At 62.6% G+C, this 16644-nt stretch carries 16 protein-coding genes and 1 pseudogene; 9 read left to right on the forward strand and 8 right to left on the reverse strand.

Annotated elements, in window-relative coordinates; translation table 11 throughout:
- Position 1: 1 nt before the first annotated feature.
- The 3 genes from BLP10_RS21120 (at position 2) to BLP10_RS21130 (ending at position 2611) form a co-directional block, all read left to right on the forward strand.
- A complete protein-coding gene (locus BLP10_RS21120; RefSeq protein ID WP_091139256.1) occupies positions 2–1252 on the forward strand; it encodes a cyclopropane fatty acid synthase in 1251 nt (416 codons plus the stop codon).
- Positions 1253–1284: 32 nt separating this feature from the next.
- On the forward strand, positions 1285–1839 hold the full coding sequence (locus BLP10_RS21125; protein WP_091139205.1) for an RBBP9/YdeN family alpha/beta hydrolase: 555 nt from the start codon (positions 1285–1287) through the stop codon (positions 1837–1839).
- 157 nt (positions 1840–1996) lie between these two features.
- Positions 1997–2611: a Spy/CpxP family protein refolding chaperone gene (locus BLP10_RS21130; RefSeq protein ID WP_091139207.1), complete on the forward strand. Its 615-nt coding sequence runs from the start codon at positions 1997–1999 to the stop codon at positions 2609–2611.
- Between the two features lie 62 nt (positions 2612–2673).
- Here the strand turns inward: BLP10_RS21130 and rpsD are convergent, their stop codons facing one another.
- The 4 genes from rpsD to BLP10_RS21150 form a co-directional block, all read right to left on the reverse strand.
- Positions 2674–3291 (reverse strand): 30S ribosomal protein S4, encoded by a 618-nt coding sequence (gene rpsD, locus BLP10_RS21135; RefSeq protein WP_091139210.1) that lies wholly within the window; start codon positions 3289–3291, stop codon positions 2674–2676.
- Between the two features lie 288 nt (positions 3292–3579).
- Complete coding sequence (gene murI / locus BLP10_RS21140) at positions 3580–4452, reverse strand: glutamate racemase (protein WP_091139214.1); 873 nt, start codon at positions 4450–4452, stop codon at positions 3580–3582.
- 8 nt (positions 4453–4460) lie between these two features.
- The gene (locus BLP10_RS21145; protein ID WP_091139217.1) at positions 4461–5666 is read right to left on the reverse strand and encodes a dienelactone hydrolase family protein; all 1206 of its coding nucleotides are present in this window, start codon (positions 5664–5666) and stop codon (positions 4461–4463) included.
- A gap of 63 nt (positions 5667–5729) precedes the next feature.
- The gene (locus BLP10_RS21150) at positions 5730–6464 is read right to left on the reverse strand and encodes an RNA methyltransferase (RefSeq protein WP_091139219.1); all 735 of its coding nucleotides are present in this window, start codon (positions 6462–6464) and stop codon (positions 5730–5732) included.
- A 240-nt stretch (positions 6465–6704) separates the two neighbouring features.
- Between BLP10_RS21150 and BLP10_RS21155 the strand changes: the two genes are divergently transcribed.
- Entirely contained in the window at positions 6705–7070 is a 366-nt protein-coding gene (locus BLP10_RS21155) for a phospholipase A2 family protein (RefSeq protein WP_091139222.1), read from the forward strand.
- A gap of 110 nt (positions 7071–7180) precedes the next feature.
- Entirely contained in the window at positions 7181–8395 is a 1215-nt protein-coding gene (locus BLP10_RS21160; protein WP_091139224.1) for an NADP-dependent isocitrate dehydrogenase, read from the forward strand.
- Between the two features lie 70 nt (positions 8396–8465).
- On the opposite strand, the gene BLP10_RS21165 is transcribed toward BLP10_RS21160, so the two are convergent.
- The gene (locus tag BLP10_RS21165) at positions 8466–8972 is read right to left on the reverse strand and encodes a hypothetical protein (RefSeq protein ID WP_139165556.1); all 507 of its coding nucleotides are present in this window, start codon (positions 8970–8972) and stop codon (positions 8466–8468) included.
- 99 nt (positions 8973–9071) lie between these two features.
- Between BLP10_RS21165 and BLP10_RS21170 the strand changes: the two genes are divergently transcribed.
- Entirely contained in the window at positions 9072–9896 is an 825-nt protein-coding gene (locus BLP10_RS21170) for a hypothetical protein (RefSeq protein WP_139165557.1), read from the forward strand.
- A gap of 410 nt (positions 9897–10306) precedes the next feature.
- Here the strand turns inward: BLP10_RS21170 and BLP10_RS23310 are convergent, their stop codons facing one another.
- Positions 10307–10468 (reverse strand): hypothetical protein, encoded by a 162-nt coding sequence (locus BLP10_RS23310; protein ID WP_175493998.1) that lies wholly within the window; start codon positions 10466–10468, stop codon positions 10307–10309.
- Between the two features lie 170 nt (positions 10469–10638).
- Between BLP10_RS23310 and BLP10_RS21175 the strand changes: the two genes are divergently transcribed.
- The 3 genes from BLP10_RS21175 (at position 10639) to BLP10_RS21185 (ending at position 12973) form a co-directional block, all read left to right on the forward strand.
- Complete coding sequence (locus BLP10_RS21175; RefSeq protein ID WP_091139231.1) at positions 10639–11106, forward strand: GFA family protein; 468 nt, start codon at positions 10639–10641, stop codon at positions 11104–11106.
- A gap of 158 nt (positions 11107–11264) precedes the next feature.
- Positions 11265–11693 (forward strand): DUF2231 domain-containing protein, encoded by a 429-nt coding sequence (locus tag BLP10_RS21180; RefSeq protein ID WP_091139234.1) that lies wholly within the window; start codon positions 11265–11267, stop codon positions 11691–11693.
- The gene (locus tag BLP10_RS21185) at positions 11690–12973 is read left to right on the forward strand and encodes a PQQ-dependent sugar dehydrogenase (RefSeq protein ID WP_091139237.1); all 1284 of its coding nucleotides are present in this window, start codon (positions 11690–11692) and stop codon (positions 12971–12973) included. Before BLP10_RS21180 ends, BLP10_RS21185 begins: the two co-directional genes overlap by 4 nt.
- Positions 12974–13062: 89 nt before the next feature.
- Here BLP10_RS21185 and alaS read toward each other — a convergent pair whose 3' ends face one another.
- Positions 13063–15714: an alanine--tRNA ligase gene (alaS, locus tag BLP10_RS21190; RefSeq protein WP_091139239.1), complete on the reverse strand. Its 2652-nt coding sequence runs from the start codon at positions 15712–15714 to the stop codon at positions 13063–13065.
- Between the two features lie 705 nt (positions 15715–16419).
- Positions 16420–16644: pseudogene (locus tag BLP10_RS21195) on the reverse strand (recombinase RecA); the annotation flags it as partial.

Genomic DNA, 16644 nt, shown 5'->3' on the forward strand with positions numbered 1-16644 from the left:
CATGCTGTCAGAGAAGATCCTCACCACCGCCTTCACGCGTGCCGTGAAACACGGCACCCTCACGATGACCACCGCCGGAGGGCAGAAACTGACCTTCGGCGACGGCGGAATGCCCGAGGTCGCCATCCGGTTCACGGACGCGCCGGCCCAGATGGCCCTCTGCCTCCATCCCGAACTGAAGCTCGGCGAGCTTTTCGTGGACGGCAGACTTGTCATCGAAAAGGGCAGCATCCTGGACCTGCTCCAGCTCCTGCTCCAAGACACTCGCGGCGAACTCGACGAGCTTCCTCTTCATCGCCTGCGCAGAATCCGCACCAGGATGATACGGCGCAGCGAGAACGATGCCCACCGCTCGAAGCGGAACGTCGCCCATCACTACGATCTCGACGGGCGCCTCTATTCCCTCTTCCTCGACAGCGACAAGCAATATTCCTGCGCCTATTTCGACCATCCGGATGCCAGCCTCGAAGAGGCGCAGCTGGCCAAGAAGCGGCACATCGCGGCCAAGCTCCTGGTGGATCGCGGCCATAGCGTGCTCGACATCGGCTCCGGCTGGGGCGGCATGGGGCTTTATCTGGCGCAGGTTGCTGGCGTGGGCTCAGTGAAGGGCGTGACCCTGTCGGAGGAGCAGCTCGAGGTCTCGCGCAAGCGCGCGGCCACCGCCGGACTGCTGGACCGCGTAAGGTTCGAGCTTGAGGATTACCGTTCCACCAGGGACAGCTTCGACCGCATCGTGTCTGTGGGCATGTTCGAGCATGTGGGCCTCGCCTCCTATGACGAGTATTTCCAGACCTGCCGGAGGCTTCTGAAGGACGACGGCGTGATGCTGCTCCACACCATAGGGCGCTCGGGCACGCCCTATCCCACCAATCCCTGGATCACGAAGTACATCTTCCCGGGAGGGCATCTGCCGGTGCTCTCGGAGGTTCTGCCGGCCGTCGAGCGGGCGGGCCTGATCGTCACCGATATCGAGATCCTTCGCTTGCACTATGCCTACACGCTTCAGGCCTGGCGCGAGCGCTTCATGGCCAATCGGGAAGAGGTGCGCAAACTCTACGATGAGCGCTTCTGCCGGATGTGGGAATGCTACCTCGCCATGTCGGAATCCGCCTTCCGATGGCAGGATGCGGTGGTGTTCCAGCTTCAGCTCGCCAGGCGCAACGACGTGGTGCCCCTGACCCGCGACTACATCGCCGAGAGGGAGGCGGTATTGAGGGTGGCTGAGAGCATGGAGTTCAAGCGCAGCGCTTGAACAGGCATGCGGAGCCCTTTATCTCGGGAGACATGAAAACCTCCGATTGCGACATCCTCATCGTTCCCGGCCACACGAATTCCGGCGTCGATCACTGGCAGAGCCGATGGGAGCGCCAGCTCTCGACCGCCTGGCGGGTCGAGCAGGAGAACTGGGACAACCCCAACAAGGACGCCTGGGTCGCGCGCATCGTCGAAGACGTGAAGCGGGCCGGGAAGCCCGTTGTGCTGGTCGGGCACAGTCTCGGCGTGCTGGCCATCGTTCATGCCGCCCCGCTTCTTCTGAAGGACAAGGTGCAGGGCGCGTTTCTCGTGAGCATGCCGGACGTGGAGAGGCCCGACTTCATCCCCGCTATCGACCGCGCCTTCGCGCCGATCCCGCGCGATCCCCTGCCGTTCCCGTCAGTGCTGGTCGCCAGCCGGACGGATCCGCATTGCGATTATGCGAAAGCGGAAGACGTGGCTTACTCATGGGGAGCCGCCATCGTCGATGCCGGCGATGCAGGGCATCTGAACACAGACAGCGGCCATGGCCCCTGGCCGGAGGGCCTGATGCGCTTCGCAGGCTTCCTGAAGCGCTTGGGCTGAGGTTTAGGCCAACCTTTCATTCCTCATCCCGAAAAGACCGATCCGTTGAAGGTTAACACCCTTTAACGCAACATGACGAAAAGTTCATGCGGGAGTCATCCAGCCGAGAGCAGCATGGGAGCAATCTCTCATCATCGGCGTTCAAGGAGATACCCGAATGAAAAAGATTGCCACCCTTGCCACTGCTGCCGCCATGCTTGCCGGTGTCGGCACCTACGCCTTCGCACAGGCTCAGCCCCCCGCCGCCACTCCCCCGGCTGCGCAGGGCCAGTCCCAGGACCAGCAGCGCCAGCAGCGTCCCCGCATGACCCAGGACGACTACAACCGCCTCGTGGATGCCCGCGTTGCCGGTCTCAAGGCCGGCCTGAAGCTCACGGGCGACCAGGAACGCCTTTGGGGTCCGGTGGAAACCGCCATCCGCAATGCCGCCAACCAGCGCTATACGCGGATGACGCAGTTCCGCGAGAACCGCGAGCAGCGCCGTTCGGCAGATTTCATGCAGCGCTTCGAGCAGCGCAGCACGATGCAGACGGAACGCGCTCAGACCTCTGCGACCATCGCCACGGCTCTTCGCCCGCTCTGGGATACGCTCAGCGAGGATCAGAAGCGCATTGCCCCGCGCCTCGTCCGTCAGGCCATCAACGACGGCTCGGGCTGGCACGAACGCGGCAAGCGCGGCGGACGCGACGGGCATCATGGCCGCCGGGCCGAGATGCGCCACCATGGCATGATGGGCCATGGCCAGCAGGGCCAGGCTCCTCAGCAGCAGTAAGCCTAAACAAAAAAGGCCGCCCGAAAGGGCGGCCTTTTCAGTTTCAGATCGCTTCGCGGCAATTAGCGCGAATAGAACTCGATCACGAGGTTCGGTTCCATCTGCACCGGATACGGCACCTCGGAGAGGGTCGGGATGCGGGTGAAACGAGCCGTCATCTTGGAGTGATCGACTTCGATGTAGTCCGGAACGTCACGCTCGGCGAGCTGCGACGCAACGACCACGACTTCGAGCTGCTTGGACTTGTCCTTCACCTCGATCACGTCGCCGACCTTCACGAGATAGCTCGGAATGTTCACGCGGCGGCCGTTGACCTTCACGTGACCGTGGTTGACGAACTGACGAGCGGCGAAGGGGGTCGAAACGAACTTCGCGCGGTACACGATCGCGTCGAGACGGCGCTCGAGCAGACCGACCAGGTTCTCACCCGAGTCGCCCTTCTGGCGAAGTGCTTCCGCGTAGTAGCGGCGGAACTGCTTCTCGGTGATGTTGGCGTAGTAGCCCTTCAGCTTCTGCTTGGCGCGGAGCTGAGTGCCGAAGTCCGACATCTTGCCCTTGCGGCGCTGGCCGTGCTGGCCGGGGCCGTATTCGCGGCGGTTCACGGGGCTCTTCGGGCGGCCCCAGATGTTCTGACCCATGCGGCGGTCAAGCTTGTGCTTGGCCTGAATGCGCTTCGACATCGCTGTTCCTCTTTGTTGTCGAATTTGCGAGGAACGCGCCCTCCTCTTCCCCTAGGGGACGACAGGCCGACTGAAAGCCGGGCCACGGGAGCGTAAAAAGTTACGCGGCCCGTGAGGACCGCGCGACTGGGTGGGGATGTATGGGAAAAAGGGGAGGAAGTCAATCAAGCTCACAAGGCAGTCATCCCGGACGGAGCATAGCGAAGATCCGGGATCGCAAGACGAGATTGGCGCCTTTTCCTGAGGACGATCCCGGATCGGCTAAAGCCGTCCGGGATGACGCTCGGATCACCCCTGCAAAAGCGGCATGTCTTCGACGACAACGGCAGGCAAACCTTTGTCCCGCAATGCTTCGCGGAAGGCTGAGGTGATCCCTGCTCCGCTGGTGAACACTGCCACGGCCTCGTTCTCGTCCGCCTCATGTCCAGGGACCGGCGGGCCGATGAGCTGGGTCACGCGGCGGGCGATGGCCGGAGCCGGATCAATCCAGTTAACGGGCCAGGGCGCCAGATTCTGGAATCGAGACAACAGCAGCGGATAATGGGTGCAGCTCAGGGCGACCACGTCGGTACGCCCCTCCTCGGTCTCGACGAAGCACGGCAGAAGCTCTTCGAGCAGCTCCGCATCCGGGACCGGGTTTCCGGCGAGTTCCGCCTCGGCGAAGCCTGCGAGCCGCCGTGAGCCGACGAGATTGACCTTCTTGCCGGCGGCATAGGTCTCGATGAGGTCGCGGGTGTAATCCCGCGCCACTGTGCCGGGCGTCGCGAGCACCGTCACATGGCCGGACCGGCTCGCCAGGGCGGCCGGCTTGATGGCGGGAACGGTGCCGACGAAAGGCACGGAGAAGCGCTCGCGCAGGGGCGGCAGCACGGCGGTCGAGGCCGTGTTGCAGGCGATCACCACGAGCTGCGGATCGTAGAGGCCGATCAGGCGCTCCATGACCGAGAGAACGCGCGCCGTCAGGGCGCTCTCGCTCAATCGCCCATAAGGAAAACCGGCATCGTCCCCGGCATAGACGAAGCGCGCATCGGGACGCGCTTTCAGGACCTCGGAAAACACGGTGAGCCCGCCGAGGCCGGAATCGAAGACAAGGATCGTGGGAACGGGAGAAGGCATGACAGCCGGGTTATAGGACGCACCGGCCATGAGATCGATACGCATGGCAAACCTTATGAACGCAACTGCCTGATAAAGCCGTTCAATCCGCCTTCCTTGGTCTCAGGTGGCGCCATATTGAGCCTGCGGCGAGGCCCCTGCTCTTCCGGCTTCTCCTGACCCTCCACTTTCGGAGTCTGGGCCGAGAGGCGGCGCACGGGCCAGCCGTCGCTCCAATTGCCCATGTCGATGAACTTCGGGTCGCGCTGGAGAGCGGAGGCATCCTTGCCCGCGAAGGCTGCCTCCGCCGCCATCTCGAAGGTTCTCCAGTAGGCGAGATAGTCGAGGGTGTCGGTGCCGTTGTTGCCGATCTGCTGGGTCAGGATGGTCTGGGGGCCCGACAGCGCCATGTCGGCGCTCCACTTCCAGGTATTCCTCTGCTTCGGGTCGCGCGGCGGATCGGGTTGCAGCTTGATGACCGAGGCATCGTAATCGGGCTTCGGCGAGCCCGGCGAGGCCAGGGTCGCGGTCAGCGGCGGATAGCCGTGATCGTCGGAGCTGGCGCGCATGAAGAGCTTGCGGCTGATCGGAACGCCGCTCGTCTCCGAGAAGAGACGGCGGGACGCGCGGTCGCTCGGCAGATGCTCGCGGTCGCCGCTCATCATGACGATGAGTGTCGAGGGATCGACCGTCGAGAGATCGCGCAGCATGATGCCACGCTCCTTCTCGCTCGATGCGATGCCGCCAGGCATGAAGCCGAAAACCAACTTCGGCGCCGGCATGGCCGGGCCTTCCGCCTTGGCCGCCACGTTGAGCGCCAGAGGCACACCCGCCGAATGGCCGATATAGGCCACCCTGGTCAGGTCGGGCCTCGCATTCTGATCGCTGCCCAACTGAGCCAGAGCTTCCCTGATTAGATTGTCTGCTCTCTCCGGGGCGTCGGCCGGACGCGAGCGGTTCACTTCCTGGAAGCGCGGGAAGAGGACGAGATAGCCCTTGCGGGCAAGATGATCGATGAAGCCGCCATAGAGCGCCGGGTTCACGGCTCCCCAGGAATGGAAGAACACCACCACCGGACGCGGGCCCGCTGGCGTATCGTTGCCGTAGAAGACATAGGAACCCGAGCTGACGGTGCCGACGCCGGTCTTGATCACTTCGGTGATCTTATAATCCCCCCCGCCCGGCCCCTTTTCCGGCTGCTTCGGCGGCGTGGCCGCAAAAGCCATGGGTGCGGCAAGGCACGAACCGAGGAGAACGAAGGCATAGAGCGAGCGGCGCATGGCGATCTCAAGTCAGGATATGCGGGTGCAGAACGCATCCGGCAACACTAGAGCAGAAGATCTTTAAGGCTTCCTCAACCGGCGGCCTTCGGCAAGTGCGCGAATCGCCCCGCGCAGGGTGCGGACATCCTGCTCGGTCATCTCGAGCCGATGGAAGATGTCCCGCATGTTCCGGGCCATCGTCGGCTTCTTGTCCTCCGGATAGAAGTTCACCGCCTCGAGCTCGTCCTCAAGATAGTCGAAGAAAGAAGTAACCATCTCCCGAGGTGCCGGTGGCGAAATCCTCTCGCCGGAGAACGGCAGCGCCCTGCCGGTGGCGAGCTTGCGCCATTCGTACGAGACGAGCAGCACCGCCTGGGCAAGGTTCAGCGAGGAGAATTGCGGATCGACCGGGAAGGTGATGATGGCGTCCGCCAGCGACACCTCGTCATTTTCCAGCCCTGTCCGCTCGCGCCCGAACATGATGCCGATGCGCTGTTCTTCAGCGATACGCCGATAGGCTTCAGCCATTCCCTCGTCCGGCCCGAAAACCCGCTTCATCTGCCCCCTTTCGCGCGCGGTGGTGGCAAAGACGAAGTTGAGATCGGCCATCGCCTCGCGGGCCGTGTCGTAGAGCGTCGCGCCTTCCAGCACATGCACCGCACCGGATGCCGCCGAATGCGCGCCCTTCCTCGGCCAGCCATCGCGCGGGGCGACGATGCGCAGCTCGGAGAGACCGAAATTGGCCATGGCGCGCGCCACCATGCCGATGTTTTCGGCGAGCTGGGGCTCCACAAGGATGATGACGGGGCGATTCATGATGCGTTTTCGAGTGAAGGCTTGGCCAGAGAACTGAGATGCACCTCCATAGCGCCAAACGAAGCGCCGCGCCTAGAGCCATGCGAAGTCACCCCGAACGAGCCCCATCGAGAGGCACGGGCAAGGGAGTCTTGTCTTATAAAGGGAACTGAAACCCAGAAAGAATGGTTCTTCTGTCCGCTACCCGACGGTATTCCTTCCCAACATTGGAGAGCCAAGCTGGCCTGGTTGCGTTCACTCATGCTCATTGCCTGCATGGCCGTTCTCGCCCCCGGCCCCGCGTCTGCGACTCCATCGGTGGCGAAAGTGCCTCAATCGGCGCCTCCCCTGTTTCATGGAAATTGGTGCGGCGCTGGCGATGCCAATCGCGCCTCGCCCGTCGATGCGCTCGATGCCGCCTGCCGGGCCCACGACCTCTGCTATGAGCGCGTCGGGCGTCGAGCCTGCACCTGCGACCGGGCTCTGCTGAAGGCCACGGCGGCCCTCATTCGGAACCCGGCAACCCAGGAGAGCGTGCGCAGCAAGGCTGCCACCGTGAATTCACTGTTCAGCGCCGCCTTGTGCCAGGAGGACGAGAAAACCACACAAGGGGCCAGAAAGCGCTGAATTGAGGACAGCCCCCCACCTTCCCCCAGAGCCTTAACCGCGCTATAGCCCCGGCAACCCGTCTGCCATCCGGCAGGCCCGTTCCAGCCCTTCAAGCGCAAGGTGAGATCATGGCGAAGATCAAGGTTGCCAATCCGGTCGTCGAACTCGACGGCGACGAGATGACCCGCATTATCTGGCAGTTCATCAAAGACAAGCTGATCCACCCTTACCTCGACATCGACCTCAAGTACTACGACCTGGGCATCGAGCATCGCGACGCCACCAACGACAAGGTCACCGTCGAGGCCGCCGAGGCCATCAAGAAGTACGGCGTCGGCGTGAAGTGCGCCACCATCACGCCGGACGAGGCCCGCGTGAAGGAGTTCAACCTCAAGGAGATGTGGAAGTCGCCCAACGGCACGATCCGCAACATCCTCGGCGGCGTGATCTTCCGCGAGCCCATCATCTGCAAGAACGTTCCGCGCCTCGTGCCCGGCTGGACCCAGCCGATCATCGTCGGCCGTCACGCTTTCGGCGACCAGTACCGCGCCACGGACTTCAAGGTGCCCGGTAAGGGCCGCATGACGATCAAGTTCGAGGGTGAGGACGGCACGGTCATCGAGAAGGAAGTCTTCAAGTTCCCGGGCGCCGGCGTGGCCATGGCCATGTACAACCTGGACGAGTCGATCCGCGAGTTCGCCCGCGCCTCGATGAACTACGGCCTGAACCGCAAGTACCCGGTCTACCTCTCCACGAAGAACACGATCCTCAAGGCCTATGACGGCCGCTTCAAGGACATCTTCGAGGAAGTGTACCAGAACGAGTTCAAGGCGAAGTTCGATGCCGCCGGCATCACCTACGAGCACCGCCTCATCGACGACATGGTGGCCTCGGCTCTCAAGTGGTCGGGCGGCTATGTGTGGGCCTGTAAGAACTACGACGGCGACGTGCAGTCCGACACCGTTGCGCAGGGCTTCGGCTCGCTCGGCCTGATGACCTCCGTGCTGATGACGCCGGACGGCCAGACGGTGGAAGCGGAAGCCGCCCACGGCACCGTGACCCGCCACTACCGCGAGCACCAGAAGGGCAAGGAGACCTCCACGAACTCCATCGCCTCGATCTTCGCCTGGACCCGCGGCCTGGCCCACCGCGCCAAGCTCGACAACAACGCCGAGCTCGCCAAGTTTGCCGCGACGCTGGAAAAAGTCTGCATCGACACGGTCGAGGCCGGCTACATGACCAAGGACCTCGCCCTCCTCGTCGGCGCGGAGCAGAAGTGGCTCTCCACCACCGGCTTCCTCGACAAGATCGACGAGAACCTCAAGAAGGCGATGGCGGCTTAAGCGAAGCCCCTTCTCGACCAAGGTCAAGAAATGAAGAGCCCGGCATCATGCCGGGCTTTTTCTTTGGAGCTTACTCGGATCTGATTGCGGGCTTGATCAACCAAGCCGTGCTTGGCTCTCCTTCGAAAGCACCGCCTATTCTGACAATGGTTTCATTGGCTTTGAGCAGATGCGCAAGGGTGTTGGGCAGCGGTTGCATGTCGACGTGAGGCTCATGCTTGATGCTCTCTTGCTGGCCTGAAGACAGGCAGATGTAGACATGGGGAGGCGGTGCGCCCGGTGCTGCATCAAGCCACTCATCATCGATGATCAGGTATGGTTCAGAAACTTTCGTTTCGCCCTCCGTCAAAGCGACACGATGACTTGACCACTGACGGAGCAGAGAGAGGCCGGCAGCGCAGGCCGCGACGATGGCTTCGGGATCATAGGTCGCAGGCTCCGTCACTTCGAGAACATGACGATCAATATGCCAAACTGAATCGCCAGCCTCTCGGAACGAATCTACAATCTGAGCAAGGTCGCTCTCAGGTTTGTCCAGAACCCAGCTTGCAGGACGAGCTGTTCTCTCAGTTGCCACTTTCAGCTCCACCTTTCGATATATAGTATCGACGCAAATGGGGAGAAGCAAATGTGGAATACTCGCTCTCGCTGCTTCAAATGGCGAAGCCGCCACGCTGTGCAAACCACAATTCTTGTGATGCCTTTGCTGGGCATATGCAGCGGCCTGCATGCCGAGACATTACCTCAAGCCATTCGCCTGCGTGAGATCAAGGATCTCGATAAGCTCGATCCCAACTGGATCATGGGGATGTGCAACCTCCCCGGCCTCGAGTGCAACAAGGTGGAAGTGCCGCGCCTGTTCGAGCGTAAGACCGAAACAGGCCGCGAATTCTACGCCGTGATGGTGAACAGGACGCTCTCTCGTCTTGCGATGAAAGCACCGGGCGAGTGGCAGCTTCTGAACCGCTGGAGTTTCGAGAAGTATCCTCTGCCGCCGTCGGAAGATGGATCGGAGGCAAGGATGCTCGACATCCACCCTGCCCTCTATCCCGCAGGCTCCGGCCTCTGGGCCGTTGCCGTGCTCAACCGCATCACGGAAAGCTATTCGGGCGGCGGCGCGGAATTCGTTATCGCAGATTTCGTGACTCTGGATCCCGGCGTGACAGACGTCGGAGAGGATCAGCGGCGTTACGGCAACGTCCCGTTCAGCTGCTCGAAAACGGTGCGCGCCTGCTTCTCGGAGAGGGAATATAAAACCTCGCCCCATTGCCACAACGAAAGCACCGGTTACCTCACGCTGAAATTCGACATCAATCCGGCAAGTCACTTCCACGATTGGACGGCCACCTGGCATGAAACTTCCTGGCCCGCCGGCATTGCGAAATCTGCGCAAACGAAGAAGCAGCAGACCGAACGCCTCGCTCCACTCAAGCATGATGTCGGGCCCCGAGGATTTGTGCCGAGCACATTCGCGTTCTGCGCCGGTGGCCCTGCTGGTTAGGTCTGTATCGTTGCTCGTGTAGGCGCGTTCAGAGCAATGCGTCTGTATCGCGCTCAAGCATCATGTGGTGTTCAACGAAAAAGGCCTTCCAACTGCCGTGTCAGACGCGTGGGAAGGCCTTCAAAAAGATATGAGATTGCAAGGCGCCTTATTGCTTCTCGCTTTGCATGCTCATGTCACTGCGAGGCGAGCGTCTTCTTTCACGCCTGATGCGCTTCATGAGGGCAATCGACGCCAACATGGTCCGCTCGAGTTGGCTCAACACGGGAAACGTGTCGGGCGAGGGCGATGAATGCTTGTTGTCTCGCATGTTCCTGTCCCCTTGTCCTTCTTGGCTTTGGTCACACGATAAGTGCTGAAAAACTTGTCTTGGCAGTAGGGCCAGAATGTGGCTCGCCAAGAAGACGTTGTTACATCTCCGGCGGATCAGAATTGCTTCTGTCACGGGACTTGTTGCGCTGTTGCTTCGAATGGCCTGCCAATTGCAACGATCCTTCGTAAGCCATGACGCCGGTGACAACCAGCGAGGCGATTGCTGCTGCACCGAGCACGTGTAGCAAGAAGCCTGCCATCGCCACCTCCGGGTTGACGGAGGAAAGTGTAAGCGCGAAGCGCGGAAATCTCCCCTGCGCAGAGGGACTACCTAATTTATCGCCCCGCTTCCCGAAGAGAGATGTCCGTGCATGCAATCGGAACAAAGTTTTCGTATGCTGCTTCATCAGGCTGAGAGGGAGGCCGAGCGATGGCCGAACCGGAATCTAAACCCGTCATGACCGGCGGCTGCCAATGCGGCGCGGTGCGCTACGCGCTGATGTCGGAGCCGACACATTCCAGCATCTGTCATTGCCGCATGTGCCAGAAGGCCTTCGGCAACTACTTCTCCGCGCTGACAGGGGTTCCGCAAAAAGATCTGGTCTGGACGAAAGACAAGCCCGGCTCCTTCAGGAGCTCGGAAGCCGTGGAGCGGGGCTTTTGCCGCGAATGCGGGACGCCCCTGACCTACAACGTACTCGACTCCGACCGTATCTGCGTTTCCATCGGCAGCTTGGACCATCCCGAGCGCATCGCGCTCGAAGTCCAGTACGGCATCGAGTGCAGATTGCCTGCATTCGAGACCCTGCATGCGCTTCCGGGCATTGCGACCGAAGACGACAATCCGCCGGAGATGCTGGCGAAGATGAAGTCCCTCCAGCATCCCGATCACGATTGAGGACCTGGCCGAGACGGGAGATAGAACAAGATCACAGAATTGCTATCCAGGAATCTTGGCTGTTCTCGAAACTTACCGAACTCTGATGCATTGACCCACCGAAAGGCTTTGCCGGACGCAAGTCCGCGCGGCCGGCTCCAAAACGGGAGGGAAGCGTCTTGGTTGCTGTATCCAGTCCAGGTTCTCTGAGACCTCTCCACCCCCTTCATGCAATCCTGCTGGCCTTTCCGCTTCCCCTTTTCATGGGCGCGCTGCTCAGCGATCTCGCCTATCGGGCGAGCTTCCATATCCAATGGGCGAATTTCTCATCTTGGCTCATTGCCGGCGGCTTGGTTGGCGGCGGCTTCGCCCTGCTCTGGGCGCTGATCAATCTTTTCCGCCGGGGACCGGCGCGAAAAGGCAGACTGATCACCTACTTCGTCGTGCTCCTCGTCATGTGGGGGCTCGGCTTCGTGAATGCGCTCGTCCACGCGAAGGATGCCTGGGCGACCATGCCGGAGGGCCTCATCCTCTCGGCGATCACAACGCTCCTGGCGCTCGCTGCGGCCTGGATCGGCTATTCCGGCTTTCAGGGAGAGGCAAGATGATCCGCTCGGCGCTCCTTATCGGCACCCTGACCATCGCCTTGGCCGCCTGCAACAGCGAACCAGAGGCGCCGCAATACGGCTCCAATCCGAACCTGCCCGAGCCGCAGCGCGGCCTGTTGCCCAGCATGAAGATCCCGAGACCGGCCAATTGGGGAAATGAGCTCCCCAAGGTACCGCAGGGATACAAGATTCAAGCCATCGCCACGGATCTCAGGATTCCGCGCCAGACCCTGGTCCTCCCCAATGGAGACATCCTGGTTGCGGAAGGATCCGGCGGCTATGCGCCGTCCCTGCGCCCCAAGGACGTGATTGCGGGCTACATCAAGAGCCTTGGCAAGAGTTCGGTGAAGGGCGGCGACCGGCTGACGCTGCTGCGGGATGCGGATGGCGACGGCACCTACGAATTGCAGGGCGTCTTCGCCGACAATCTCAACGCGCCCTACGGCCTCGCATTCGTCAACGGCGCCATCTACGTCGCCAACCAGGATGCGCTGGTGCGCTTCGATTATCAGGATGGGCAGGCTCAGGCGAGCGGGCCGCCGGTAAAGGTGGTGGACCTGCCTGCCGTGATCAATCATCACTGGACGAAGGCGATGACCGCCAGTGCGGACGGGCGCTTTCTCTATGTGGGCATCGGCTCCAACAGCAACATCACCGAGCGCGGGATGGACGCCGAGGAAGACCGGGCCATGGTCTGGCAGATCGATGTGCAGACGGGAATGCACAAGCCTTACGCCACCGGCCTTCGCAACCCAACCGCTCTGACCATTCAGCCGGGAACGGGACAGCTCTGGGCGGTCGTGAACGAACGTGACGAGATCGGTCCCAACCTTGTTCCGGACTATCTCACCTCCGTGCAGGAAGGCGGCTTCTACGGGTGGCCTTACAGCTATTGGGGCCAGAACGTGGACCCGCGCGCGCAGCCGCAGGATCCCGAGAAGGTCGCCGCGGCGATCCGCCCGGACTACGCCCTGGGATCGCATGTGGCGGCGCTCGGCGTGGCCTTCTCGATACCGGAGATGGGTCCGGACTTCGCCGATGGGGTCTTCGTGGGCGAACACGGCAGCTGGAACCGCAGCGTACCGGTCGGCTACAGGGTGATCTTCGTGCCGTTCCGTGACGGGAAGCCTGCCGGAGACCCGATCGACTTCGTGTCCGGTTTCCTGGTCGATGACGGCAACACGCGCGGACGCCCGGTCGGCGTGACGGTGGACCCCCGTGGCGCCCTGATCGTCGCGGACGATCTGTCGAATACGATCTGGAGAGTGACGAGGAACTAGCTTCGGCGGTCAGCGAAAGGCCAGCTGCTTTCCATCGAAAAATCCCGGACGGCATAAGCTATCCGGGATTTTTGTTGCATGGATGTGGTTCAGCCCGCCGCCATCGCTGCTTCGATGGCCGAGAGCGCGGCTTCAGCCTGGGCTCCGTCGGGGCCGCCGGCCTGGGCCATGTCGCGGCGTCCGCCGCCGCCCTTGCCGCCGAGCTTCTCGGAGCCGACACGGACGAGCGAAACCGCATCGAACTTCGCGGTCAGGTCCTCGGTAACGGCGACGACGATACCTGCCTTGCCGTCCTCGGCCACGCCGACGATGGCGACGACGCCGGAGCCCAGGCGCTTCTTGCCTTCGTCGGCAAGGCTCTTGAGATCCTTCATCTCGACGCCGGTGACGGCACGCGCCATCAGCTTGGTGCCGCTGACGTCCTTGATCGGATCGCCGCCACCCGCAGCACCGCCGCCCATGGCGAGCTTGCGGCGCGCCTCGGCGAGTTCGCGCTCCAGCTTGCGGCGCTCTTCGAGGAGAGCGTTCAGACGCGTGGAGACCTCGTCGACCGGAGTCTTCAGGAGGCTCGCGACCTCCCGCAGCTTGCGGCTTTCATCCGCAAGGTAGCGGCGGGCGGCATCGCCGGTCATCGCTTCGAGGCGGCGCACGCCAGCGGCGACCGCGCCCTCGCCCACGATGGTCACGAGGCCGATATCGCCGGTGCGATTCACGTGCGTGCCGCCGCAGAGTTCGACGGAGAAGGTCTTGTTGCCCTCGGCCTTGCCCATGGACACGACGCGAACCTCGTCGCCGTATTTCTCACCGAAGAGCGCGCGCGCACCGGACTCGATGGCCTCGTCCACGGCCATGAGCTTGGTCACCACAGGCTCGTTCTGGAGCAGCACCTTGTTGGCGATCTCCTCGACCTGCTTCAGCTCAGCATCCTCGATGGGCTTGGGATGGCTGAAGTCGAAGCGCAGGCGGTCGGGCGCAACGAGCGAGCCCTTCTGGGCGACGTGATCGCCGAGCACCTGGCGCAGGGCCTCGTGCAGAAGATGGGTCGCGGAATGGTTCGAACGGACGGCCGAGCGGCGTTCGTGGTCCACGATCAGCTCAAGCGACTGATTGAGCTTCAGCGAGCCGTGCTCGACGGTGACGTGGTGCACGAAGAGGTCGCCGAGCTTCTTCTCGGTGCCGGTCACGAACACGCGGGCGCCTTCGCCCTGCATCACGCCGGTATCGCCGACCTGGCCGCCGGACTCGCCGTAGAACGGCGTCTGGTTGAGGACCACGAGGCCGGTCTCCCCAGCCTTCAGCTCCTGCACTTCCTTGCCGTCCTTGAGCAGGGCCACGACGATGCCCTCGGCGGTCTCGGTGTCGTAGCCGAGGAACTCGGTGGCGCCGGTGCGTTCCTTCACGCCGAACCACACGGTCTCCGTCGCCGCCTCGCCCGAGCCGGACCAAGCCGCGCGGGCCTTCTCGCGCTGGCGTTCCATGGCGGCGTTGAACGCATCCGTGTCCACGCCGATGCCGCGGGGCTTCAGTGCGTCCTGCGTGAGATCGAGCGGGAAGCCATAGGTGTCGTAGAGCGTGAAGGCCGTATCACCCGAGAGGTTCTGGCCCTTGGTGAGATTGCGGCTTTCATCGTCGAGGATGGAGAGGCCGCGCTCCAGGGTCTTGCGGAAGCGGGTTTCTTCCAGCTTCAGCGTCTCGGTGATGAGCGCCTCGGCGCGGATCAGCTCAGGATAGGCCTGCCCCATCTCGCGCACGAGAACCGGCACGAGGCGATACATCAGCGGATCGCGCGCCCCGAGAAGCTGCGCATGGCGCATGGCGCGGCGCATGATGCGGCGGAGCACATAGCCGCGGCCTTCGTTCGACGGCAGCACGCCATCGGCCACGAGGAAGCACGAGGTGCGCAGGTGATCCGCGATGACGCGGTGCGAGGCCTTGCGGTCGCCCTCAGGCGCCACGCCGGTGGCATGGGCCACCGCCTCAATGAGCGTGCGGAACAGGTCCGTGTCGTAGTTGGAATATACGCCCTGCATGATGGCGGAGATGCGCTCCAGGCCCATGCCGGTGTCGATGGAGGGCTTGGGCAGGCCGATGCGGTTGCCGGGCTCGATCTGCTCGTATTGCATGAACACGAGATTCCAGAACTCGAGGAAGCGGTCGCCATCCTCCTCCGGGCTGCCGGGAGGGCCGCCCCAGAGCTTGTCGCCCTGGTCGATGAAGATTTCCGAGCACGGACCGCAGGGGCCGGTATCGCCCATCTGCCAGAAATTGTCCGAGGTCGGGATGCGGATGATCTTGGAATCCGAGAACCCGGCGATCTTCTTCCAGAGGTTCGCCGCCTCGTCGTCGTCATGGTAGACGGTGACCAGCAGCTTGTCCTTCGGCAGGTTGAACTCTTTCGTGATCAGGCCCCAGGCGAGCTCGATGGCGCGCTCCTTGAAGTAATCGCCGAACGAGAAGTTGCCGAGCATCTCGAAGAAGGTGTGGTGGCGCGCCGTGTAACCCACATTGTCGAGATCGTTGTGCTTGCCGCCCGCGCGCACGCATTTCTGCGCCGTCGCCGCCGTGCTGTAGGGCCGCTTCTCGGCTCCCGTGAACACGTTCTTGAACTGCACCATGCCCGCATTCGTGAACATCAGGGTCGGATCGTTGCGCGGCACGAGAGGGCTCGACGCCACGACCTCATGGCCGTTCTTGGCAAAGTAATCGAGGAAGGCCGACCGGATTTCGTTGACGCCGCTCATGGGTTCTCAAACTCGGAATTGGGGAGCCCTTTCGGGCCCGGTAATCTCTTGATGGAGGCCGGTTTTAGCGGTCCCCGGTGCCGCTGTCGAGGCGCTGTTTCACTCTTGAGTGCTCCGGATCGGATCAGGAGCTTCAGCCTTCGCTTTCAGTGTCATCGCGGGTGGAACACTGAACTAAGCCGGGATCGGGGAGGATGAAGCGTGTGCTCCCTCTCCCCTCTTGCGGGGAGGGGCAAGGGTGGGGATGGTCTGACCGAGTGAGCGGCAGACCCAGTTTCCCATTCGTTATCACTGGCCTTGTGCCGATGATCCCACTTCCCTAACCCGCGACCTCATCCTGAGGAGGTCGCTGGAGCGACCGTCTCGAAGGAGACCTCCAGAGCACACTGAACCCTCCTTCGAGACGCAGCTGCGCTGCTCCTCAGGATGAGGGTAGCGGGAAGAGCATTGGGATGGCCGGGACAAGCCCGGCCATGACAAGGGAGGGCTGTCGGGCTCATGAAACAGATGCGGCGCTACCGCTCTGCGCCCCCACCGCTGCCCCTCCTCGCAAGGGGAACGGAAGCGCGCTCTACTCTTGTCTGGCGATCCCGGTTCTGCTGCAAAGCCCCGAGACAATGGTGGCGGCTCGGAGACAACAAACAAAAAAGACCGCCGCGATCTCTCGCGACGGCCTGCCTTTTGCCCTTGAAGGAGAGCAAAACCTTATTCGGCGGAACCTTCATCCAGGTCGTCGGCGGTCGGGGTCGCCTGCTCCAGGATGCGGTCGGCGAGCAAGCCGGCATTCTGGCGGATAAGACCCTCGATCTTGTTGGCGACCTCGGGGTTGTCGCGCAGGAACTGCTTGGCGTTCTCGCGGCCCTGGCCGAGGCGCTGGCTGTCGTAGGAGAACCAGGCGCCGGACTTGTCGACGATGCCGGCCTTCACGCC

Source organism: Microvirga guangxiensis, from assembly GCF_900102135.1.
GTDB classification, from domain to species: domain Bacteria; phylum Pseudomonadota; class Alphaproteobacteria; order Rhizobiales; family Beijerinckiaceae; genus Microvirga; species Microvirga guangxiensis.